Source organism: Janthinobacterium sp. 13, assembly GCF_002749695.1.
GTDB lineage: Bacteria > Pseudomonadota > Gammaproteobacteria > Burkholderiales > Burkholderiaceae_D > Janthinobacterium > Janthinobacterium kumbetense.
In genome coordinates, this window is record NZ_PEEQ01000001.1 from 3034532 (window position 1) to 3051278 (window position 16747).

The 16747-nt window shown below is 63.7% G+C and carries 16 protein-coding genes; 11 read left to right on the plus strand and 5 right to left on the minus strand.

Features of this window, described 5'->3' with window-relative positions; translation table 11 throughout:
- The first annotated feature begins 71 nt into the window (after positions 1-71).
- From msuE to CLU94_RS13405, 3 genes are all read left to right on the plus strand, one after another.
- A complete protein-coding gene (gene msuE / locus CLU94_RS13395) occupies positions 72-653 on the plus strand; it encodes an FMN reductase (protein ID WP_099665967.1) in 582 nt (193 codons plus the stop codon).
- A 70-nt stretch (positions 654-723) separates the two neighbouring features.
- Positions 724-1701, plus strand: coding sequence for a DUF1852 domain-containing protein (locus CLU94_RS13400; protein WP_099665968.1), 978 nt, complete (start codon positions 724-726; stop codon positions 1699-1701).
- Between the two features lie 27 nt (positions 1702-1728).
- Positions 1729-2757, plus strand: a complete 1029-nt coding sequence (locus CLU94_RS13405) for a methionine synthase (protein ID WP_099665969.1) — start codon at positions 1729-1731, stop codon at positions 2755-2757.
- 112 nt (positions 2758-2869) lie between these two features.
- Here CLU94_RS13405 and CLU94_RS13410 read toward each other — a convergent pair whose 3' ends face one another.
- Positions 2870-4549, minus strand: coding sequence for a methyl-accepting chemotaxis protein (locus CLU94_RS13410; RefSeq protein ID WP_099665970.1), 1680 nt, complete (start codon positions 4547-4549; stop codon positions 2870-2872).
- 268 nt (positions 4550-4817) lie between these two features.
- Between CLU94_RS13410 and CLU94_RS13415 the strand changes: the two genes are divergently transcribed.
- A complete protein-coding gene (locus CLU94_RS13415; protein ID WP_099665971.1) occupies positions 4818-7247 on the plus strand; it encodes a DUF3772 domain-containing protein in 2430 nt (809 codons plus the stop codon).
- Here the strand turns inward: CLU94_RS13415 and CLU94_RS13420 are convergent.
- A complete protein-coding gene (locus tag CLU94_RS13420) occupies positions 7244-7732 on the minus strand; it encodes a DUF2938 domain-containing protein (protein ID WP_218965290.1) in 489 nt (162 codons plus the stop codon). The two genes, CLU94_RS13415 and CLU94_RS13420, sit on opposite strands and share 4 nt — an antisense overlap.
- A gap of 59 nt (positions 7733-7791) precedes the next feature.
- Between CLU94_RS13420 and CLU94_RS13425 the strand changes: the two genes are divergently transcribed.
- The 4 genes from CLU94_RS13425 (at position 7792) to CLU94_RS13440 (ending at position 11811) form a co-directional block, all read left to right on the plus strand.
- Complete coding sequence (locus CLU94_RS13425; protein ID WP_099665973.1) at positions 7792-8436, plus strand: ArsR/SmtB family transcription factor; 645 nt, start codon at positions 7792-7794, stop codon at positions 8434-8436.
- Complete coding sequence (locus CLU94_RS13430) at positions 8436-8948, plus strand: ClbS/DfsB family four-helix bundle protein (RefSeq protein ID WP_099665974.1); 513 nt, start codon at positions 8436-8438, stop codon at positions 8946-8948. The genes CLU94_RS13425 and CLU94_RS13430 overlap by 1 nt, the downstream gene beginning before the upstream one ends.
- A gap of 95 nt (positions 8949-9043) precedes the next feature.
- Positions 9044-10759 carry an NAD+ synthase gene (locus tag CLU94_RS13435; protein ID WP_099665975.1) on the plus strand — a complete coding sequence of 572 codons (1716 nt, stop codon included), beginning with the start codon at positions 9044-9046 and terminating at the stop codon, positions 10757-10759.
- Positions 10756-11811, plus strand: a complete 1056-nt coding sequence (locus tag CLU94_RS13440) for a bifunctional nicotinamide-nucleotide adenylyltransferase/Nudix hydroxylase (RefSeq protein WP_099665976.1) — start codon at positions 10756-10758, stop codon at positions 11809-11811. Before CLU94_RS13435 ends, CLU94_RS13440 begins: the two co-directional genes overlap by 4 nt.
- Before the next feature lie 23 nt (positions 11812-11834).
- Here CLU94_RS13440 and CLU94_RS13445 read toward each other — a convergent pair whose 3' ends face one another.
- Together CLU94_RS13445 and CLU94_RS13450 are read right to left on the minus strand one after the other, a co-directional pair.
- Positions 11835-12644 (minus strand): hypothetical protein, encoded by an 810-nt coding sequence (locus tag CLU94_RS13445; protein WP_099665977.1) that lies wholly within the window; start codon positions 12642-12644, stop codon positions 11835-11837.
- Positions 12645-12783: 139 nt separating this feature from the next.
- Entirely contained in the window at positions 12784-13686 is a 903-nt protein-coding gene (locus CLU94_RS13450) for a LysR family transcriptional regulator (RefSeq protein WP_099665978.1), read from the minus strand.
- A gap of 127 nt (positions 13687-13813) precedes the next feature.
- On the opposite strand from CLU94_RS13450, the gene CLU94_RS13455 reads away from it, so the two are divergent.
- The 3 genes from CLU94_RS13455 to CLU94_RS13465 all read left to right on the plus strand — a co-directional run bounded on the left by CLU94_RS13455 (position 13814) and on the right by CLU94_RS13465 (position 16135).
- A complete protein-coding gene (locus CLU94_RS13455) occupies positions 13814-15235 on the plus strand; it encodes an MFS transporter (RefSeq protein WP_099665979.1) in 1422 nt (473 codons plus the stop codon).
- Positions 15232-15639, plus strand: coding sequence for a DUF4440 domain-containing protein (locus CLU94_RS13460; RefSeq protein ID WP_099665980.1), 408 nt, complete (start codon positions 15232-15234; stop codon positions 15637-15639). The genes CLU94_RS13455 and CLU94_RS13460 overlap by 4 nt, the downstream gene beginning before the upstream one ends.
- Before the next feature lie 79 nt (positions 15640-15718).
- Positions 15719-16135, plus strand: coding sequence for a hypothetical protein (locus tag CLU94_RS13465; protein ID WP_099668298.1), 417 nt, complete (start codon positions 15719-15721; stop codon positions 16133-16135).
- A 22-nt stretch (positions 16136-16157) separates the two neighbouring features.
- Here the strand turns inward: CLU94_RS13465 and CLU94_RS13470 are convergent, their stop codons facing one another.
- A complete protein-coding gene (locus CLU94_RS13470; protein WP_099665981.1) occupies positions 16158-16733 on the minus strand; it encodes a DUF1349 domain-containing protein in 576 nt (191 codons plus the stop codon).
- Positions 16734-16747: the final 14 nt, after the last annotated feature.

Below are 16747 nucleotides of genomic sequence, written 5' to 3' on the forward strand. Positions count from 1 at the left end.
GCCGCTATCATCGATCCCCTTGTTGCCTGCACTTTTACGGCCCTGGCGCATCCATCCACATGAAAGCAAACATGACACGTCCACTTCGTTTAGTCGCGGTTTCCGGCGGGCTGCAACGCCCTTCCAAGGCGGCCGCCCTGGCAGAGCACCTGATGGACCTGATCGCCGAGGAAGTGCTGTGCGAACAACGCCTGGTCGAACTGGGCCAGCTCGCCCCCCAGCTGGCCGGCGCGGTCTGGCGCTCCCACCTGCCCGAGACGGTGGAGCGGGACCTTGTTGCCGTCGAGCAAGCCGACATCCTGGTGGTGGCAACGCCCGTCTACCGCGGCTCCTACACGGGACTGTTCAAGCATTTCTTCGACTTCATTCATCAGGATGCCCTGATCGACAAGCCCGTCCTGCTGGCGGCCACGGGCGGCAGCGAGCGCCATGCCCTGATGATCGACCACCAGTTGCGTCCGCTGTTCAGCTTTTTCCAGGCGCGCACATTGCCGCTGGGCGTGTATGCCACCGACAAGGATTTCGCCGACTACCGCGTGCAGGACGAAGCCCTGATCCAGCGGGCCGCGCTGGCCGTGCAACGGGCATTGCCATTGATCGCATTGACGCGCCATGCGAGCCCGGTCACCGCTGAAGAGGTGGTCGCAGCCTGATACGCATCGCCACGGTCACCAAGCAATTACCCCATTCATCCTTTCGCAGAATTCAGGACACCAGATCACCATGAGCAAAGATTTTGCATTCAGCATTAAAAGCATTATTTTCGATGAAAACTATCATCCATCGGACAATACGCGCCTGACGACCAACTTTGCCAATTTGGCCAGGGGAACGAGCCGCCAGGAGAACTTGCGCAACACCCTGAAAATGATCGACAGCCGTTTCAACAGCCTGGCGCATTGGGATAACCCGAAGGCGGACCGCTACTCTGTCGAGCTTGAAATCATTTCCGTCGAATTGAATATTGATGTCAAAGGCGGCAATATCCCATTGATCGAGATATTAAAGCCGACCATCATCGACAAAAAAACCGGCGAACGCATCGCCGGCATTGCAGGAAATAACTTCTCCTCTTACGTCCGCGATTACGACTTCAGCGTGTTGCTGCCAGAGCACAACAACAATCAATCTGCATTCAGCGCACCGGAGGATTTCGGCGATTTTCATGGCAAGCTGTTCAAGCACTTTGTCAGGTCAAATACTTACAAGGAACACTTCAACAAGGCGCCCGTTATCTGCATCAGCGCCTCGAGCAGCAAGACCTACCAGCGCACTGAAAATCAGCACCCCATCCTGGGCGTCGAGTATCAACAAAATGAATTTTCCCCGACGGATGAATATTTCGAAAAAATGGGGATGCAAGTTCGCTATTTCATGCCGCCAAACAGTGCCGCACCCCTGGCTTTTTATTTTATCGGCGACCTGCTGGGCGACTACAGCAATCTTGAGCTGATCGGCACCATCAGCACGATGGAAACGTTTCAAAAGATTTATCGGCCCGAAATCTACAATGCCAATTCAGCGGCGGGAAAAGTTTATCAGCCTAGCCTGAAGAATCAGGATTATTCGCTGACGCAAATTGTCTATGACCGCGAAGAGCGCAGCCAGCTGGCCGTCAAGCAGGGCAAATATACGGAAGAGCATTTCATCAAGCCGTACAAGCATATTCTGGAACAATGGGCTGCCAATTACGCTCTCTGATCAATCAAATACACGACATCAATCATCATGAAAAAATTATTGCCTACTTCAACTGCCGGCAGCTTGCCCAAACCTTCCTGGCTGGCGCAGCCTGAAAAGCTGTGGTCGCCCTGGAAATTACAGGACGAGGAATTAATCGAAGGCAAACAGGATGCCTTGCGTTTGTCGCTGCAGGAACAACAGCAGGCCGGCATCGATATCGTCAGTGACGGCGAGCAAACGCGCCAGCACTTTGTCACCACGTTTATCGAGCATTTGAGCGGCGTCGATTTTGACAAACGCGAGACCGTCAGAATCCGCGACCGCTACGATGCGAGCGTGCCGACCGTCGTTGGCGCCGTGAGCCGCCCGAAACCGGTGTTTGTCGACGACGCCAGGTTTTTACGCCAGCAAACCACGCAGCCGATCAAATGGGCGCTGCCAGGCCCGATGACGATGATCGATACGCTGTATGACAGCCACTACAAGAGCCGCGAAAAACTGGCCTGGGAATTCGCCAAGATACTGAATCAGGAAGCCAGGGAATTGGAGGCGGCCGGCGTCGACATCATCCAGTTTGACGAACCGGCATTCAATGTTTTCTTTGATGAGGTCAATGATTGGGGGATTGCCACCCTGGAGCGGGCGATCGAAGGGCTCAAATGCGAAACGGCCGTGCATATTTGCTATGGCTACGGCATCAAGGCCAATACGGACTGGAAAAATACGCTGGGCTCCGAATGGCGTCAATATGAGGAATCGTTCCCCAAGCTGCAGCAATCGAATATCGACATCATCTCGCTGGAATGCCACAACTCGCGTGTGCCCATCGATCTGATTGAACTCATACGCGGCAAAAAAGTGATGGTCGGGGCCATCGACGTGGCAAACAATGCCATTGAAACGCCGGAGGAAGTGGCCGACACCCTGCGCAAGGCGCTGCGGTTTGTCGATGCCGACAAACTCTACCCGAGCACCAACTGCGGCATGGCGCCCTTGTCGCGCCGCGTAGCCAGAGGCAAGCTCAATGCGCTCAGTGCCGGCGCGGAGATCATCCGCAGAGAACTCTCGGCCTAGCCGCACCGTGTCAAACTGGATTGTTGATTGACATGGATCAGGTCGCGTAACAGGAAGCAGCCCATGCTGCATGACGCCACAGGCGCCGAGAGGCACCTGTGGCGTTGCTGTCTTAGAACTCTTCCCAGTCGGATGACGCCGTTGCTGCCGGTGCAGCTTTTTTGGCGGCCGGCACGCGCAGGGCGACGGCTTGCTGGCGCGGTACAGTTGTCGCGGCGATTGCCGGCTTGCTTGCCGGCGCGCCGGCTTCCAGCTTGAAGGCGCTCACCACCTGCGCCAGGGTAGCCGCCTGCTCCTGCATGGCCGCCGCCGCGGCCGCCGATTCTTCCACCAGGGCCGCGTTTTGCTGGGTGACGTTGTCCATTTCGCTGATGGCCTGGTTGATTTGCTCGATGCCGGCCGTCTGTTCCGCGCTGGCCGAGGTGATTTCTTCCATGATGTCGGTGACGCGGCGCACGCTGTCGACCAGGTCGCTCATGGTGTCGCCCGCTTGGTGCACGAGCTCGCTGCCGGCTGCCACGGTCTGGGTCGAGTCGTCGATCAGGGTCTTGATTTCCTTGGCCGCGGCGGCCGAACGGTGCGCCAGGCTGCGCACTTCCGTGGCAACGACGGCAAAGCCGCGGCCCTGTTCGCCCGCGCGCGCCGCTTCCACGGCCGCGTTCAAGGCCAGAATGTTGGTCTGGAAGGCGATGCCGTCGATGACGCCGATGATGTCGGCAATCTTGCTTGACGAAGCATCGATTTGCCGCATGGTCGCCACCACTTGCGCGATGACGGCGCCGCCGCGCTGCGCCACGCCGGAAGCCGTGTCGGCCAGCACGTGCGCCTGGCGCGCATTGTCGGCATTCTGCTTGACGGTCGACGTCAGCTCTTCCATCGACGACGCTGTCTCTTCCAGCGAACTGGCTTGCTGCTCCGTGCGCGCCGACAGGTCCAGGCTGCCCGCCGCCACTTCGGACGAGGCCGAGGCGATCGTTTCCGTGCCGGCGCGCACCGTGCCCACCGTTTGCGCCAGGTTGTCGTTCATGCGCTTGAGCGCCTGCAACAGTTGCCCCATTTCATCGCGCGACTGCACGGTGATCTGGCTGCGCAAATCGCCTGCGGCCACCGTGTTGGCCACCTGCAGCGCCGTGGTGACGGGGCCGGTGATCGAGCGCGTGATGCCATATGCCAACGCCGCCGCGATGGCCAGCGCCGCCAGCGACATGCCGATCAGCAAGGTACGCGTGTTGGCATAGGTGGCATTGGCGTTGTCGCCCGCCGTGTTGGCCAGGGTATTTTGCAAGCTGATCTGTTCAGCAATCAATTGTTTGTAGACGAGCAATACGGGGCGCAGCTGGCCGTACAGGTAGGCGCTGCTGTCGTCCGGCGTGCCGCTCCTGATCAGTTCAAGCAAGGCTTCCTGCCCCTGCGCATAGCGCGTGTTGGCGTCGTTCATCTTGGCCAGCAAGGCGCGTTCGCGGTCGGAATCGAGCATGCGGGCGAGCTTGCCGAGATTGCCGGCCGCCGCCTGGCGCGCGGCCAGGATGGCGTCCGTTTGCTTGCGCTGGTCGGCCGGATCGGCGCTGAGCATCATGTTGCGCAGCGCGATGGCGATGTCGTTGATGTTGGCCGACACGCTGTTGGCGAGCTCGATCTTCGGCATGCTGTCATGCACGATATGGCCGGTGCCCTGGTTGATCTTGCCCAGCATGGCGATGCCCAGGCAAGAGATGATGATCAGCATGGCGCCGATGGCGCCAAAGCCTGTGGCGAGGCGTGTGCCGATGGTCAGGTTGGATAAAAACTTCATGGCTGTCTCAATACGGAGGGAATGGTGAAAAGGTCGGCGGCGTGCAGATGGGTGCCGCGCCGCCAAGCGGACGACGATCCTAGACCTTTTTGAATGACATTTCCATAGGGCAATATGCCTAGTCGCGCCTGGAGGCACACGCCAGTTCGGCTGATCCTGCGGCTTGCCGGTGTTTTCAGCTATATTGGCAGGCACCCGCCGGGCGGCACGCCATGACCGGCGCCGCCGCCAGTCCGGCAGTTTTTCTCATTTTCAGGCATAGGTCCGCATGACTTCTTTCCGTCTCCGTTTCTTCCCTTTCCTGCTGGCATTGTTGCTGGCGTGCTCGCTATCCGCGCCGCCCGCCTGGTCGCAGCCCGTCGATGACGCCGCCACTGCCGACCAGCGCCTCGACGGCTTGCGCAAGCAGATCACCGGCATCCAGAAGGCGCTCGATGGCGAGGCCGATCTCGATGACGCGACCCTGTCGCAGATGCGCGCCGATGCGCTGGCGGCCAGCACCGAAGCGGACAAGGTGGCCGATGCGCTCGCGCCGACATTGTCGAGCGTGCAGGCGCGGCTGGCCGAGCTGGGCAAGCCGGCGGCGGGGGTAAAAGATGCGCCCGACGTGGCGGCGCAGCGCAGCCAGCTGGACCGCACCAGCAGCGCGCTTGATGCGCAGGTGAAACTGGCGCGCTTGCTGGCCGTGGAAGCGGCGCAGGCCTCGGAGCAAGTGTCGACGGTGCGCCGCGCGCAGTTGCAGGCGCGCCTGGGCGAGCGCACGGCGTCGATTTTGGCTGGTTCTTTCTGGAAACAGCTGCATGCGGAATTACCGCAGAACTTGCAGCGCCTGCGGGCGCTGGAGCTGGAGTTGGCGAACGCGGCGAGCGCCACGCCGTGGTCGGCCTGGGGCGGCTTGCTGGCCGCCATCGTGGCCGTGATCGGCGCCAGCGTCTGGGCTTCGCGCTACTTGCTGGTGGTGACGGCCACGCGCGTGCCGCATGGCCGCCTGCGCCGCTCCTTGCATGCGCTGGCCGTGCTGGTGCTGGCGCTGGCCACGCCGGGACTGGTGGCGGAATTGCTGGCCATGGGCTTGCGCTGGGAGGGTGGCCTGTCGGACAAAACCTCGACTTTTCTCAGCAGCTTGATCGGCATCATCTGTTTTGCCGGTTTTACGGCGGGACTGGGCCACGCGCTGCTATCGCCACGGCGCGTGTCGTGGCGTTTGCTGCCCCTGCCCGACGCGCTGGCGCACCGCATGCGCAATTTTCCATCGATGTTTTCCTTCATCGTCGTGCTCGTGTGGGCGACGGAACGGGTCACCATCGTCATCAATGCGGGGCTGTCGACGGCCGTGGCCGTCAACTGCATCGTCGCCCTGGTGATGAGCACGACCATCGCCTACGGCTTGATGCGCGCCGAGCGCTGCTGGCGCCAGTTGCGCGAGGCCGATCCCGCCACCCTGGTCACGCCGCTGTGGCTGCGCTGCGTCACGGTGCTGCTGTGGCTGGCGCTGGCGTCCAGCGTCATCAGCTTGCTGGTCGGCTATGTGGCGTTCGGCAGCTTTGTCGCCAAGCAAATCGCCTGGGTCATCGTGGTGCTGTGCAGCACCTATCTGCTGACGGTGCTGGTCGACGATATCTGCATGCTGCTGGCTTCCACCCCGCCGCCGCCGGACGCGGCCCACCCCGTGCTGGCCACGCCCAAGGCGCGCGACCAGGCGGCCGTGTTGCTGTCGGGCATAGGCCGCGCCATCGTCGTGCTGCTGGCCCTGATGCTGCTGCTGGCGCCGTTCGGCGAAGGGCCGGGCGAGCTGTTCCAGCGGGTCGGCAAGCTGCAGGATGGCCTGGCCATCGGCGAGGTGGCGATCCGCCCTGCCGCGCTGATCCAGGCCCTGCTGGTGCTGCTCGCCGGTTTTGTTGCGCTGGGCCTGTTCAAGCGCTGGCTGCAAAACAGTTATTTGCCGACCACCAACCTTGATTCCGGCATGCAAGTGTCGTTCATCACGCTGTTTGGCTACATCGGCGGCGTGCTGGCCGTGGCGCTGGCCCTGTCGGCTGCCGGCATCGGCCTGGAACGCATCGCGTGGGTGGCGTCGGCCTTGTCGGTGGGTATCGGTTTCGGCTTGCAGGCGGTGGTGCAGAACTTCGTCTCCGGCCTGATTTTATTGGCCGAACGTCCGGTGAAAGTGGGCGACTGGGTCTCGCTGGGCGGCGTGGAGGGCGACATTCGCCGCATCAACGTGCGCGCCACGGAAATTCAACTGAGCGACCGCTCGACGGTGATCGTGCCGAACTCGGAATTCATCACCAAGACGGTGCGCAACGTCACGCTGGCCAATCCGCTGGGCCTGGTGCAAGTCAAGCTGCCGTTGCCGCTGGGCACGGATGCGCAAGCGGCGCGCGCGCTGATCCTGTCCACCTTTGTCGACAATCCCGACGTGCTCGACACGCCGGCGCCCAGCGTACAGCTCGACGGCATCGACAATGGCTTGTTGCTGTTCAACGCCACCGGCTATGCCTCGTCGCCGCGTCTGACCTCGGGCATCCGCAGCGCGCTGCTGTTCGAACTGCTCAAGCGCCTGGACGCGGCGCATATCGCGATCGCCAAGCCCAGCACGATGGTGCTGAGCACGGTGCCGGCCCAGCCCGAGGCACCGGCCATGTCGGCGGTGGCAGCCGCGCCGGCGCCCGCACCCGTGCCGCCGCTGACGTCCTAGCGGACCGTCGACCACAGCAGCGCCGCCAGGTACAGGCCGATGCCGAACGCCGTGTGGGCCATCAGGCTGCGCAGGCGGGCGGCCGTCGGATGCGGCGTCTTGCTGGCGGCCAGGCCGGCGCCCATGCCCGGCTGCAAGATGCAAAACGGCGCGGCCACGCTCACGAGGCCCGCCAGCAGGGCTGGCGCGAACGTCGGCGCTTGCACCCACTTGTCACCCACCAGCGCCAGCAGCACGGCCGCAAACAGCACGCCGATCACATAATGAAACGTCCAGCCCAGGATGGCTTCATCGCGTACGGGCGCCGCCTGGGCGATGTTGGCGTGGGTGAAGGTGCCGCGCGGCAGATGGCCCAGCCAGCGTCCCACCATCGCAAAGTTCAGCGAGGGAATGCACCAGAAGCGTTTTAACGCCACCGCCCATACATCCATCACCGCCGTCGCGCCCACGCCGATCGCCAGCGCATCGAGCCAGAGTATTTGCATTGCTGTTCCTAACATTCAATTAATTGCTTGAATGTTATAAGGGTGCTAGCATCGTGTCAATGAAAAATGCCGATATCGAACTTCTCACCGGTTCCGCCGGGTTTGCCCATATTTTAGGCAGCGCGCCGCGCCTGCGCCTGCTCGAGCAGATTGTGCACGGCGAGTATGCGGTGGAGCAATTGGTGGAGTTGACGGGCCTGTCCGTGGCGAATACCTCCCAGCATTTGCAGCAGTTGCGGCGCGCCGGTTTCGTGCTGGCGCGGCGCGACGGCAAGCGCGTGCTGTACCGGCTGGGCAGCGGCCCCATCGTGCAACTGCTGGCCGCGCTGGACGTGTATGCGCAGCACCAGCGCAGCGAATTGCAGGCGCTGGGCCGGGGCGACCACGTGGAAGCGATCACGGGCGACGAGTTGCTGGAACGCATGCGCGAAGCCAGCATCACCGTGCTCGACGTGCGGCCGGCGCAGGAATTTGCCGCCGGCCACTTGCCCGGTGCGGTCAATATTCCCTTTGATGACTTGCAGCGCCGCCTGGGCGAATTACCCGAGAACGCAGAGATCGCCGCCTACTGTCGCGGCCCGTATTGCGTGCTGTCCGTGCAGGCCGTGGCGGCCCTGCGCCAGCACGGCTTGCACGCGCGCCGTCTCGGCAGCGGCTACGACGATTGGCAGGCGGCCGGCTTGCCGGTCGTGAAGGCGGCCTGATGGCGATCCCCGACAGCAAGCAGGCACTGATAGCCGCCATCGACAGCACGTATGCGAAGTTGATGCAGGAGCTGGCGCGCGTGCCGTCCACACTGGCGCGGGAACCCGTGCTGGAAGGGCAAGTGGCGGGCACGCGCATGAGCGTGTGCGACTTGCTCGCCTACCTGGTCGGCTGGAACGAGCTGGTCTTGCACTGGCACGCGCAGCTGCGCGACGGCAAACGCATCGAGGACATCGCCTTTCCCGCCGAAGGTTTCACGTGGAACGCTCTGGGAAAACTGGCGCAGCGCTTCTATGCCGACTATGCTGACTTGAATATGGACGACTTGCTGCAGCGCCTGGCGCAGGCGAAAGACCAGCTGCTGGCGCTGATTGAAAGCCATGACGACGCGCAATTGTATGGCCAGCCCTGGTACACGCATTACACGATGGGACGCATGATCCAGTTCAATACGGCGTCGCCGTATGCGAATGCGCGCACGCGCTTGCGGGCCTGGCTCAAGACCTTGTAGCACCCTGATCGGCAGGCTTGCACGATTGCATCAGTACGCTCAGAAAATTTTTCAGGCAGGATAGTGGTTTCAAGCGTAACCAATGAAGGATCGCCATGCTGACCATCGCCCTCGCCCAGATGAATCCCACCGTGGGCGACTTCGACGCCAATTGTGCCGCCATCATCGCGCGCATGGGCCGCGCCAGCAGCGATGGCGTCGACCTGCTCGTGTGCCCCGAGTTGTCGCTGTGCGCGTATTACCCGGGCGACCTGTTCGAGGACGCCGCCTTCCTGCGCGGCATGCAGCAGGCGCTCGACACGGTGCTGGAAGCGTCCACGCGCTGGCCGGCGCTGGTCACCGTCATCGGCACGGCGCGGCCGAATCCCGGCGTCGGCAAGCCCCTGTACAACGCCTTGCTGGCGATCCGCGACGGGCGCATCGTGGCCGAATACTACAAGCAGCTGTTGCCGACGTATGGCATCTTCGACGAGGGCCGCCATTTCGAGCCGGGTCCGCCCGGCGCCTGCACCCTCGATATCGCCGGCTGCAAGGTCGGTTTCATGATTTGCGAGGATGGCTGGAACGACGATGGCCGCGCCTACGCCGTCAACCCGTTCGACGCCCTGCACGCGGCGCGGCCCGACCTGGTCGTCAGCATCAACGCCAGCCCGTCCGACATCGGCAAGCGCGCGCAGCGCCATGCCGTGTTCGGCGCCGCCTGCGCGCGCGTGAACTTGCCTTTGCTCTTCGTCAACCAGGTGGGTGGCCAGGATCAACTCGTGTTCGACGGCGCCTCGTTCGCCATGTCCCCCACCCTCGGCGTGCAATTCGAGGCGGCCCGCTTCGTCGAGGATGATGCATTGCTGCGCTTTGCCGACGGCGGTTTTACGCGCACGGACGGCGCGGCGTTTCCCGTGCCGGACCCGGACGGCATCCCTGCCGTGGAGTTTGCGCGGCGCCAGATCGTGCTGGGACTGCGCGACTATGCGCGCCGCTGCCGCTTTACGAAAGTCGTCGTCGGCTGTTCGGGCGGCATCGATTCGGCGCTGACCCTGGCCCTGGCCGTCGAAGCCCTGGGCGCGGACAACGTGGTGGGTATCACCATGCCGTCCGTGTTTTCCAGCGCCGGCTCCGTCACCGATTCCATCGCCCTGTGCGCCAACCTGGGCATCGTCCTGCACACGCATGCCATCCGCGACATCGTGGCGCAATACGAAGCGGGCTATGCCCAAGCCTTCGACGGCAAGCTGCAGGGACTGCCGCTGGAAAACCTGCAGGCGCGGGTGCGCGGCACCATCCTGATGGAATACTCGAACGCCTTCGGCGCCCTGCTGCTCACCACCGGCAACAAGAGCGAAATCTCGGTGGGCTACTGCACCTTGTATGGCGACACGAACGGGGGACTGGGATTGATCGGCGACCTGTATAAAACGGAGGTGTTCGCCCTGTCGCGCCACCTCAACGCCAGCGCCGGACGCGAACTGATCCCCGTCGCCGTGCTCGACAAACCCCCGTCGGCGGAACTGGCGCCGGGCCAGCGCGACACCGACAGTTTGCCGCCCTATCCCGTGCTCGATGAAATCTTGAAATGGCATATCGAGGGACGCCGCCTGCCGGCGCAAGAAAGCGCGCAAGCCTTGACCCTGGTCGACCAGCTGCGCGAGACGGACGAGGGGCGCGCACTGGTGACGCGCATCCTCGGCATGGTCGCCCGCAATGAATACAAACGGCGCCAGGCGGCGCCCATCATCCGCGTGCGTTCGCGCGCCTTTGGCAGCGGGCGTCAATTGCCGATCGCCGCCCACTACCCCACCGGAGACGACGCATGAGCTCATCCTATCCTGCCGACGCGGCCATCCTGATCGGCCGCTTCCAGCCTTTTCACAATGGCCATGCGGGCTTGCTGCAAAAGGCGCTGGCCACCGCCGCCAGCGTCGTGGTGGTGCTCGGTTCCGCCTTCCATGCGCGCAGTCCGAAGAACCCGTTTACGTGGCAGGAGCGGGCCGCCATGATCGCCGCCACCCTGCCCGAGGCGCAGCGCGCGCGCGTGCATTACGTGGCCGTGCGCGATTACTACGACGATGGCCTGTGGGCCGATGCCGTGCGGCGCGCCGTGGCGGGCGCCGTGCCCGCGGTGCAGCGCGTCACCCTGGTGGCCTGTTTCAAGGACGCCACCAGTTACTACCTGCACCACTTCCCGCACTGGCAGTTGCTCAACCTGGAGATCGATCCCGGTGCGCCCATCGGCGCGACGGCGATCCGCAACGTGCTGTTCGAGGCGGAAGACGTGGACGTGTCGCTGAGCGCCGTGGCGCAGCTGCTGCCGGCGGCCATCGGCCAGTACTTGAAAGCGTGGACCTTGTTGCCGTGGTACGCGCCGCTGGTGCAGGAATACCGCGCCATCGAAGCGTACAAGGCGCGCTGGCGCGTGGCGCCGTATGCGCCCATCTTTTGCACCGTGGATGCGCTGGTGCAGACGGGCGGCCACGTCTTGCTGGTACGCCGCGGCGGCTATCCGGGCAAGGGCTTGTGGGCGCTGCCCGGCGGCTTCCTGGAGCCGCGCGAACGCCTGCTGCAGGGCGCCCTGCGCGAACTGGCGGAAGAAACCCAGCTGGGCGTGCTGGCGCCCACCCTGGTCGAGGCGCTGGTCGGCGTGGCCGTGTTCGACCATCCGGACCGCAGCCAGCGGGGGCGCACCATCACGCATGCGCATTATTTCGACTTGAAGACGCGCCAGCTGCCGGCCGTGACGGCGGCCGACGATGCGGCGCTGGCGCAGTGGGTGCCGGTGAGCGCCCTGCCGGCCATGGAAGAGCAGTTCTTCGAAGACCATTTCCACATCCTGAACCACTTCCTCAAGCTCACGCACGAGGGGCGCTGACAGAGCCATCCCCTCGCCACGCGTCAGGACGTGATGCGCTCCCAGCCATGTTTGATGGCCGCCTTGAAGTTGTCCCACGCCGATTGCGGATACGTGTGCTCCCACGTGGAACGCAGCTCCGCTTCCACCTCATTCCACGGGCGGCCCCGGTAGCTGTCGCTGTTCGCCATCGAATGGCCATAGCGGTAGGCGGGATCGTAGTCCTCGAAGCGCGCGCCGGTGGCGACATAGGTGGCGCTCCAGTGGCTGCGGTAGTACTGCTCGTCGTCGTAGCTGGTGCCCGGCAGGTTGTCGGCGCTGGGGTAGCGGCGCGCGTTGGCGCCCGCGCCGGATGACGGCGGCGCCATGCCGCCCGCAAATTGCTGCGATGCCGCCGTCTCGTTCAGGTTGCCGGTCGACGCGCCCTGCTGCATGCTGGCACCCTGGCGCCGCGCGCTGTCGTCTTGCGGCGCGCCCTGCCAGCCGCCTGTGCGCCAGTGCTCGGCGTGCGCATCGATGTCGAGCGGCGCATAGCGCTCGACGAGGTCGGTGGCGCGCTGGATATCGGCGTCGCTCGCCCCTTCCAGTGTCAGCACGACGTGTCCGCGCCGCACGGCTTCCGCATAGATGTGGCGGTCGGCGTGGCTGCCGAACAGGTCCGTGAAGAAATGCTTGACGCTGTCGAGCAGGCTGTCGCTGTCGTCGCGGCGGATGTTTTCCGTGGCGGAAAAGTCGTCACTGCCCGCATCGTGCAGGCGGATGTTGGCGCCGGGAAAGCCCGCCGTGATCAGGTCGTGCCGGGCGCGCTCGGCCATGTCGCGCACGGCGAAAACTGCTGCCAATGTATGTGCCATGATGGTCTCCAATCGGTGAACAACGTCCTTCCAGTGTAGGCCGTGAAAAGCGAAATGGGCGCTCGTTTGCCCTTTGGAAATCGTTGTATTCAACAAGTATTGACGACGTGACATGGGCGCCGTGGCGCCACGTGAAACCTCAGGCGGGCGTGCCCACGAACGCGCGCAAGAAGTCGATAAACGCGCGCACTTTTTCCGCAATATGCTGGGTGTTCGGATACACGGCATACACGCCCTGTTCCGGGAAGACGACCTCGGGCAGCAGGCGGCGCAGGCGTCCCGCGCGCACGTCCCCTTCCACCTGCCATTGCGGCAGCAGGGCCACGCCGCAGCCGCCCAGGGCAAAGCCCAGCAGGGCCGAGGCGGAGTCGGAATGGATGGCGGCGTCGTCCTGCGCGACGAAGACGGCGGCACCGTCGGGCGTGTGCACGTCCCAGCGCAAGGGCGTAGCCAGGCGGCTGTGCGCCAGCCAGCGCGCGCGCTGCAAGTCGGGCAAGGTGGCGATGTCGCGGCCGGGCAGGCTGGCCAGGTAGGCGGGCGAGGCGACGGGCCAGATGGCATACGGCTCGATCAGCGCGGCGCGGTAGCTCGAATCGTTGAGGGAACCCATGCGGATGGCCAGGTCGTAGCCGCCCGAGATCAGGTCTTCATGCGAGGACGAGGACGAGTGCTGGATCTGCAGCTGCGGATGGGCGGCGGCAAAGGCGATCAGCGCGGGGATCACCGTGCGGCTGCCGTATTCGACGGTGGTGGTCAGGCGCAGGGTGCCGCGCAAGCCCTGGTGGCCCTGGCGCGCCGTTTCGATGGCGCCCTGCGCTTCGCTCAGCACGCGCTGGCAATCCTCATAAAAGCGCCGTCCCACGTCGGTCAGCGCCAGGCTGCGCGTGCTGCGCGTCAGCAGCGACACGCCCAGCTCCGCCTCCAGCTGTTTCAAGTTAAAACTGACGACGGCCTTGCTCTGGCCCAGCACGGCGGCGGCAGCCGTCAGCGAACCGGCATCGACGATGGCGATGAAAATACCCAGGCGGTCAAGACTGATCATAAATAAAAATGAGTAAACATGCGGCTTCCAGCGGTTTGTCAAAATTTCTTTGACAGTGTAATCGGGGCTGGCCCGTTACGCAAATGGCGCTGGACGCTTAAGCTGGCCGTTTGCCATTCGGAGCACCATGGACTATCGCAAAAAAGTGGCGGCCATCTATCTGCTGGGGTTTTTCGTCGACCTGATCAACATGTTCATCACCAGCGTCGCCTATCCCGACATCGGCCATGCCCTGCACGCGTCGGTGGCGCAGCTGGCCTGGATCAGCACGGCCTACATCCTCGGCCTGACCATCGTCATCCCGGCCAGCGCCTGGCTGGCTGCCTATTATGGCAGCAAAACCGTGTTCATGGCATCGTTGCTAACTTTTTTATGCGCCAGCATCGGCGCCGGCCTGGCGCCATCGATCGAGGCGTTGATCGCCTGGCGCTGCGTGCAGGGCCTCGGCGGCGGCTTGCTGATTCCGCTGGGACAAAGCATGACCTACCAGCTGTATCGGCCTGCCGAGCGTCCCGGCCTGTCCTCCGTCATCATGCTGGTGGGCTTGCTGGCGCCCGCCCTGTCGCCCGCCTTGGGTGGCGTCATCGTCGACAGCCTGTCGTGGCGCTGGATTTTTTACCTGAACGTGCCTTTTGCCGCACTGGCGCTGCTGCTGGCCGCCTGCTGGCTGCGCCCCGACCCGCCGCGCGCGGCCGTTCCCCGTCTCGACGTGGGCGGCCTGCTGGCGGGCAGCGCGGCCATTCTGCTGCTGTTGCTGGGCTTGACCATGCTGGGCACGCCGGGCCAGCTGCTGGCCGGCGCCGCCATGCTGGCGCTGGGTGTTGCCTGCGCATGGGGCTATGTGCGCGGCGCGCTGCGCAAGTCGACGCCGCTGCTGAACCTGCGCCTGGCCGCCGAACCGCTGCTGCGTATCGCCATGCTGATGTATCTGCTGGTGCCGGGCGTCTTCATGGGCGTGAGCCTGCTGGCCATGCTGTACCTGCAGGGCGTGCTGGGCATGTCGGCGTCGACGGCGGGCGCGCTGATGCTGCCGTGGGCGCTGGCCTCGTTTGCGGCAATTTCGCTGACGGGCAAAAGCTACCGCCGCGTGGGGCCACGGCCGCTGTTCCTCGCTGGCGCGCTGCTGCAGGCGGCGGGCATGCTGATGCTGCTGCGCGTGGCTGCTGCCGATCAGTTGTTCTGGCTGGCCGGCGCGTATGCCGTGATGGGCTTTGGCGGCGGCTTGTGCAGCAGCACGGCGCAAAGCACGGCCTTCCTGCGCACGCCGGACGCGCAACTGAGCCAGGCCAGCGCCGTGTGGAATATCAACCGTCAGCTGGGCTTTTGCCTGGGCGTGGCGCTGCTCAGCGTGCTGCTAAACGGCTTGCTGGCGGCGCAGGGTATCGCCACCCTGGACGACCCTGCCCTGCATGTGCGCGCGGCACAGGTGTTTCACTGGTGCTTTGCGCTGGCCGCCGCCTCGTGCGTGTTGCCCTTGGCGCTGTGCATGCGCATCGATAACCGCGCCGTTCTCGACCTTTTACATCACCATGGAGCAGCAAAAAAATGAAGACAACGCACCCCTGTTTTGACGACGTGTTAGCCACGCATGTGCTGATCCGCGAGTGGCTTTCGGGCGCAGCCACGGCGCCGGAACATTGCGCTGATTTGCTGGCGCGATTTTCGCCCGCGTTCACGATGGTGTCGCCCGGCGGCAAGCAGCTCGATCATGCTGGCTTGACGGCGTTTTTCCAGGGCGCCGGCGGCAGCCGCCCCGGCCTCGTCATGCGCATCACGGACTTGAAGGTGATTCAGGACAGCGCCGCCGGCGCCAGCGTGTCTTACCGCGAATTCCAGTCGCTGCCCGGCGCAGAAAACACCGAGCGGCTGTCGACCGTCGTGTATGAAAAAACGCCGGCTGGTGGCCTGCTGTGGCGCCATCTGCATGAGACGTGGGTGGCGCGGGCGGATTGATCTTGCCACGTGGTGGCACGCGCGCTGCGTGAAGGACGATGCGCGTATCATGCGGTTCTTGCACCCGGAGAAAACAAAGATGCGCATAGACACGACATCGGACTCGCCAAGCTGGACCAAGGTCTTTGACATTGCTCATGAACTGCGGCAGCTTGGTCCCTTGATGGAAGAAAAATATCCTGATCTCGACTGGGAATTGTTTGTCTGCCTGCGCTGCGTGCCAAAAGACTTGCAGCGAAAAACATTCTGCCGCTATTACGCCAGCGACAAAATGTTCGGCCTCGATATCGCCATGGAAGAGGAAGACTTCGTGCCGGTGAAAAAAGACACGCCTGGGCAACGCAAATTGATCGGCACCGCTTTCTTCACTTTTTTTGCCGCCAGCATCCGGAAATACGAGAAAAAACTCCCGGGACTCCAGCCCGTTTCAGCGCAACTGATTGCCGATGTGCGGCAATGGTGCATCGATAATCAGTGGACGGATTCCGCTGTCTGATCCGCCATGCACACACGGGCACTCACGTGAGGTCGTGCAAGTCCTTGCGCTGGGCCGGGCCGATGGAAAACCGGGAAAACACCACCTCCAGGCCATCCCGTTCCGGCGTGCAGCACATGGGCCCGACAAGGTAGCTGCCGGCCTCGGGAAATGGCGCCAGGCGCAGCAGCGGCCAGCGCTGGCCATCGGTCGAATACTGCACGCGGATCGCGCCTTGCGCCACCGTCACGCGCAGCCAGAAACCGTCCGGCATGGCGGGAGCGCTGCTGACGGCCCAGTCGGATTTGTCTTGCGTCAATACCGTGCTCAATAAGAGCTGGCCGTCGGAAAATTCGACGCCGCACTTGATCCAGTTTTGCTCGTCGATGCGCACCATCATGCCGGCCTGGTCGTACAGCGCCGCGTACTGCGCCGCCACGTGCAGCTGCGCCGTGAAATCGCCATCGATTTGCGTGCCGAAAAAATGGCCGCTGTCGCGGATAAAACCATAGTGAGTCTTGCGCCAGAAATCCGTATTTGCGTCCGTCGTCACGCGCAATTGCGCGCCGTCGGCGGACCAGTTTTCCGGTGGATTGAGCCAGCTGCCTTGCGTGAACATCGCGTGCCTTTCCG

Bases quoted from the DNA above. Each gene is read 5' to 3' on its own strand.
- msuE (WP_099665967.1), top strand. From the start codon at position 72: ATGACACGTCCACTTCGTTTAGTCGCGGTTTCCGGCGGGCTGCAACGC.
- CLU94_RS13400 (WP_099665968.1), top strand. From the start codon at position 724: ATGAGCAAAGATTTTGCATTCAGCATTAAAAGCATTATTTTCGATGAA.
- CLU94_RS13405 (WP_099665969.1), top strand. From the start codon at position 1,729: ATGAAAAAATTATTGCCTACTTCAACTGCCGGCAGCTTGCCCAAACCT.
- CLU94_RS13410 (WP_099665970.1), bottom strand. From the start codon at position 4,549: ATGAAGTTTTTATCCAACCTGACCATCGGCACACGCCTCGCCACAGGC.
- CLU94_RS13415 (WP_099665971.1), top strand. From the start codon at position 4,818: ATGACTTCTTTCCGTCTCCGTTTCTTCCCTTTCCTGCTGGCATTGTTG.
- CLU94_RS13420 (WP_218965290.1), bottom strand. From the start codon at position 7,732: ATGCAAATACTCTGGCTCGATGCGCTGGCGATCGGCGTGGGCGCGACG.
- CLU94_RS13425 (WP_099665973.1), top strand. From the start codon at position 7,792: ATGAAAAATGCCGATATCGAACTTCTCACCGGTTCCGCCGGGTTTGCC.
- CLU94_RS13430 (WP_099665974.1), top strand. From the start codon at position 8,436: ATGGCGATCCCCGACAGCAAGCAGGCACTGATAGCCGCCATCGACAGC.
- CLU94_RS13435 (WP_099665975.1), top strand. From the start codon at position 9,044: ATGCTGACCATCGCCCTCGCCCAGATGAATCCCACCGTGGGCGACTTC.
- CLU94_RS13440 (WP_099665976.1), top strand. From the start codon at position 10,756: ATGAGCTCATCCTATCCTGCCGACGCGGCCATCCTGATCGGCCGCTTC.
- CLU94_RS13445 (WP_099665977.1), bottom strand. From the start codon at position 12,644: ATGGCACATACATTGGCAGCAGTTTTCGCCGTGCGCGACATGGCCGAG.
- CLU94_RS13450 (WP_099665978.1), bottom strand. From the start codon at position 13,686: ATGATCAGTCTTGACCGCCTGGGTATTTTCATCGCCATCGTCGATGCC.
- CLU94_RS13455 (WP_099665979.1), top strand. From the start codon at position 13,814: ATGGACTATCGCAAAAAAGTGGCGGCCATCTATCTGCTGGGGTTTTTC.
- CLU94_RS13460 (WP_099665980.1), top strand. From the start codon at position 15,232: ATGAAGACAACGCACCCCTGTTTTGACGACGTGTTAGCCACGCATGTG.
- CLU94_RS13465 (WP_099668298.1), top strand. From the start codon at position 15,719: ATGCGCATAGACACGACATCGGACTCGCCAAGCTGGACCAAGGTCTTT.
- CLU94_RS13470 (WP_099665981.1), bottom strand. From the start codon at position 16,733: ATGTTCACGCAAGGCAGCTGGCTCAATCCACCGGAAAACTGGTCCGCC.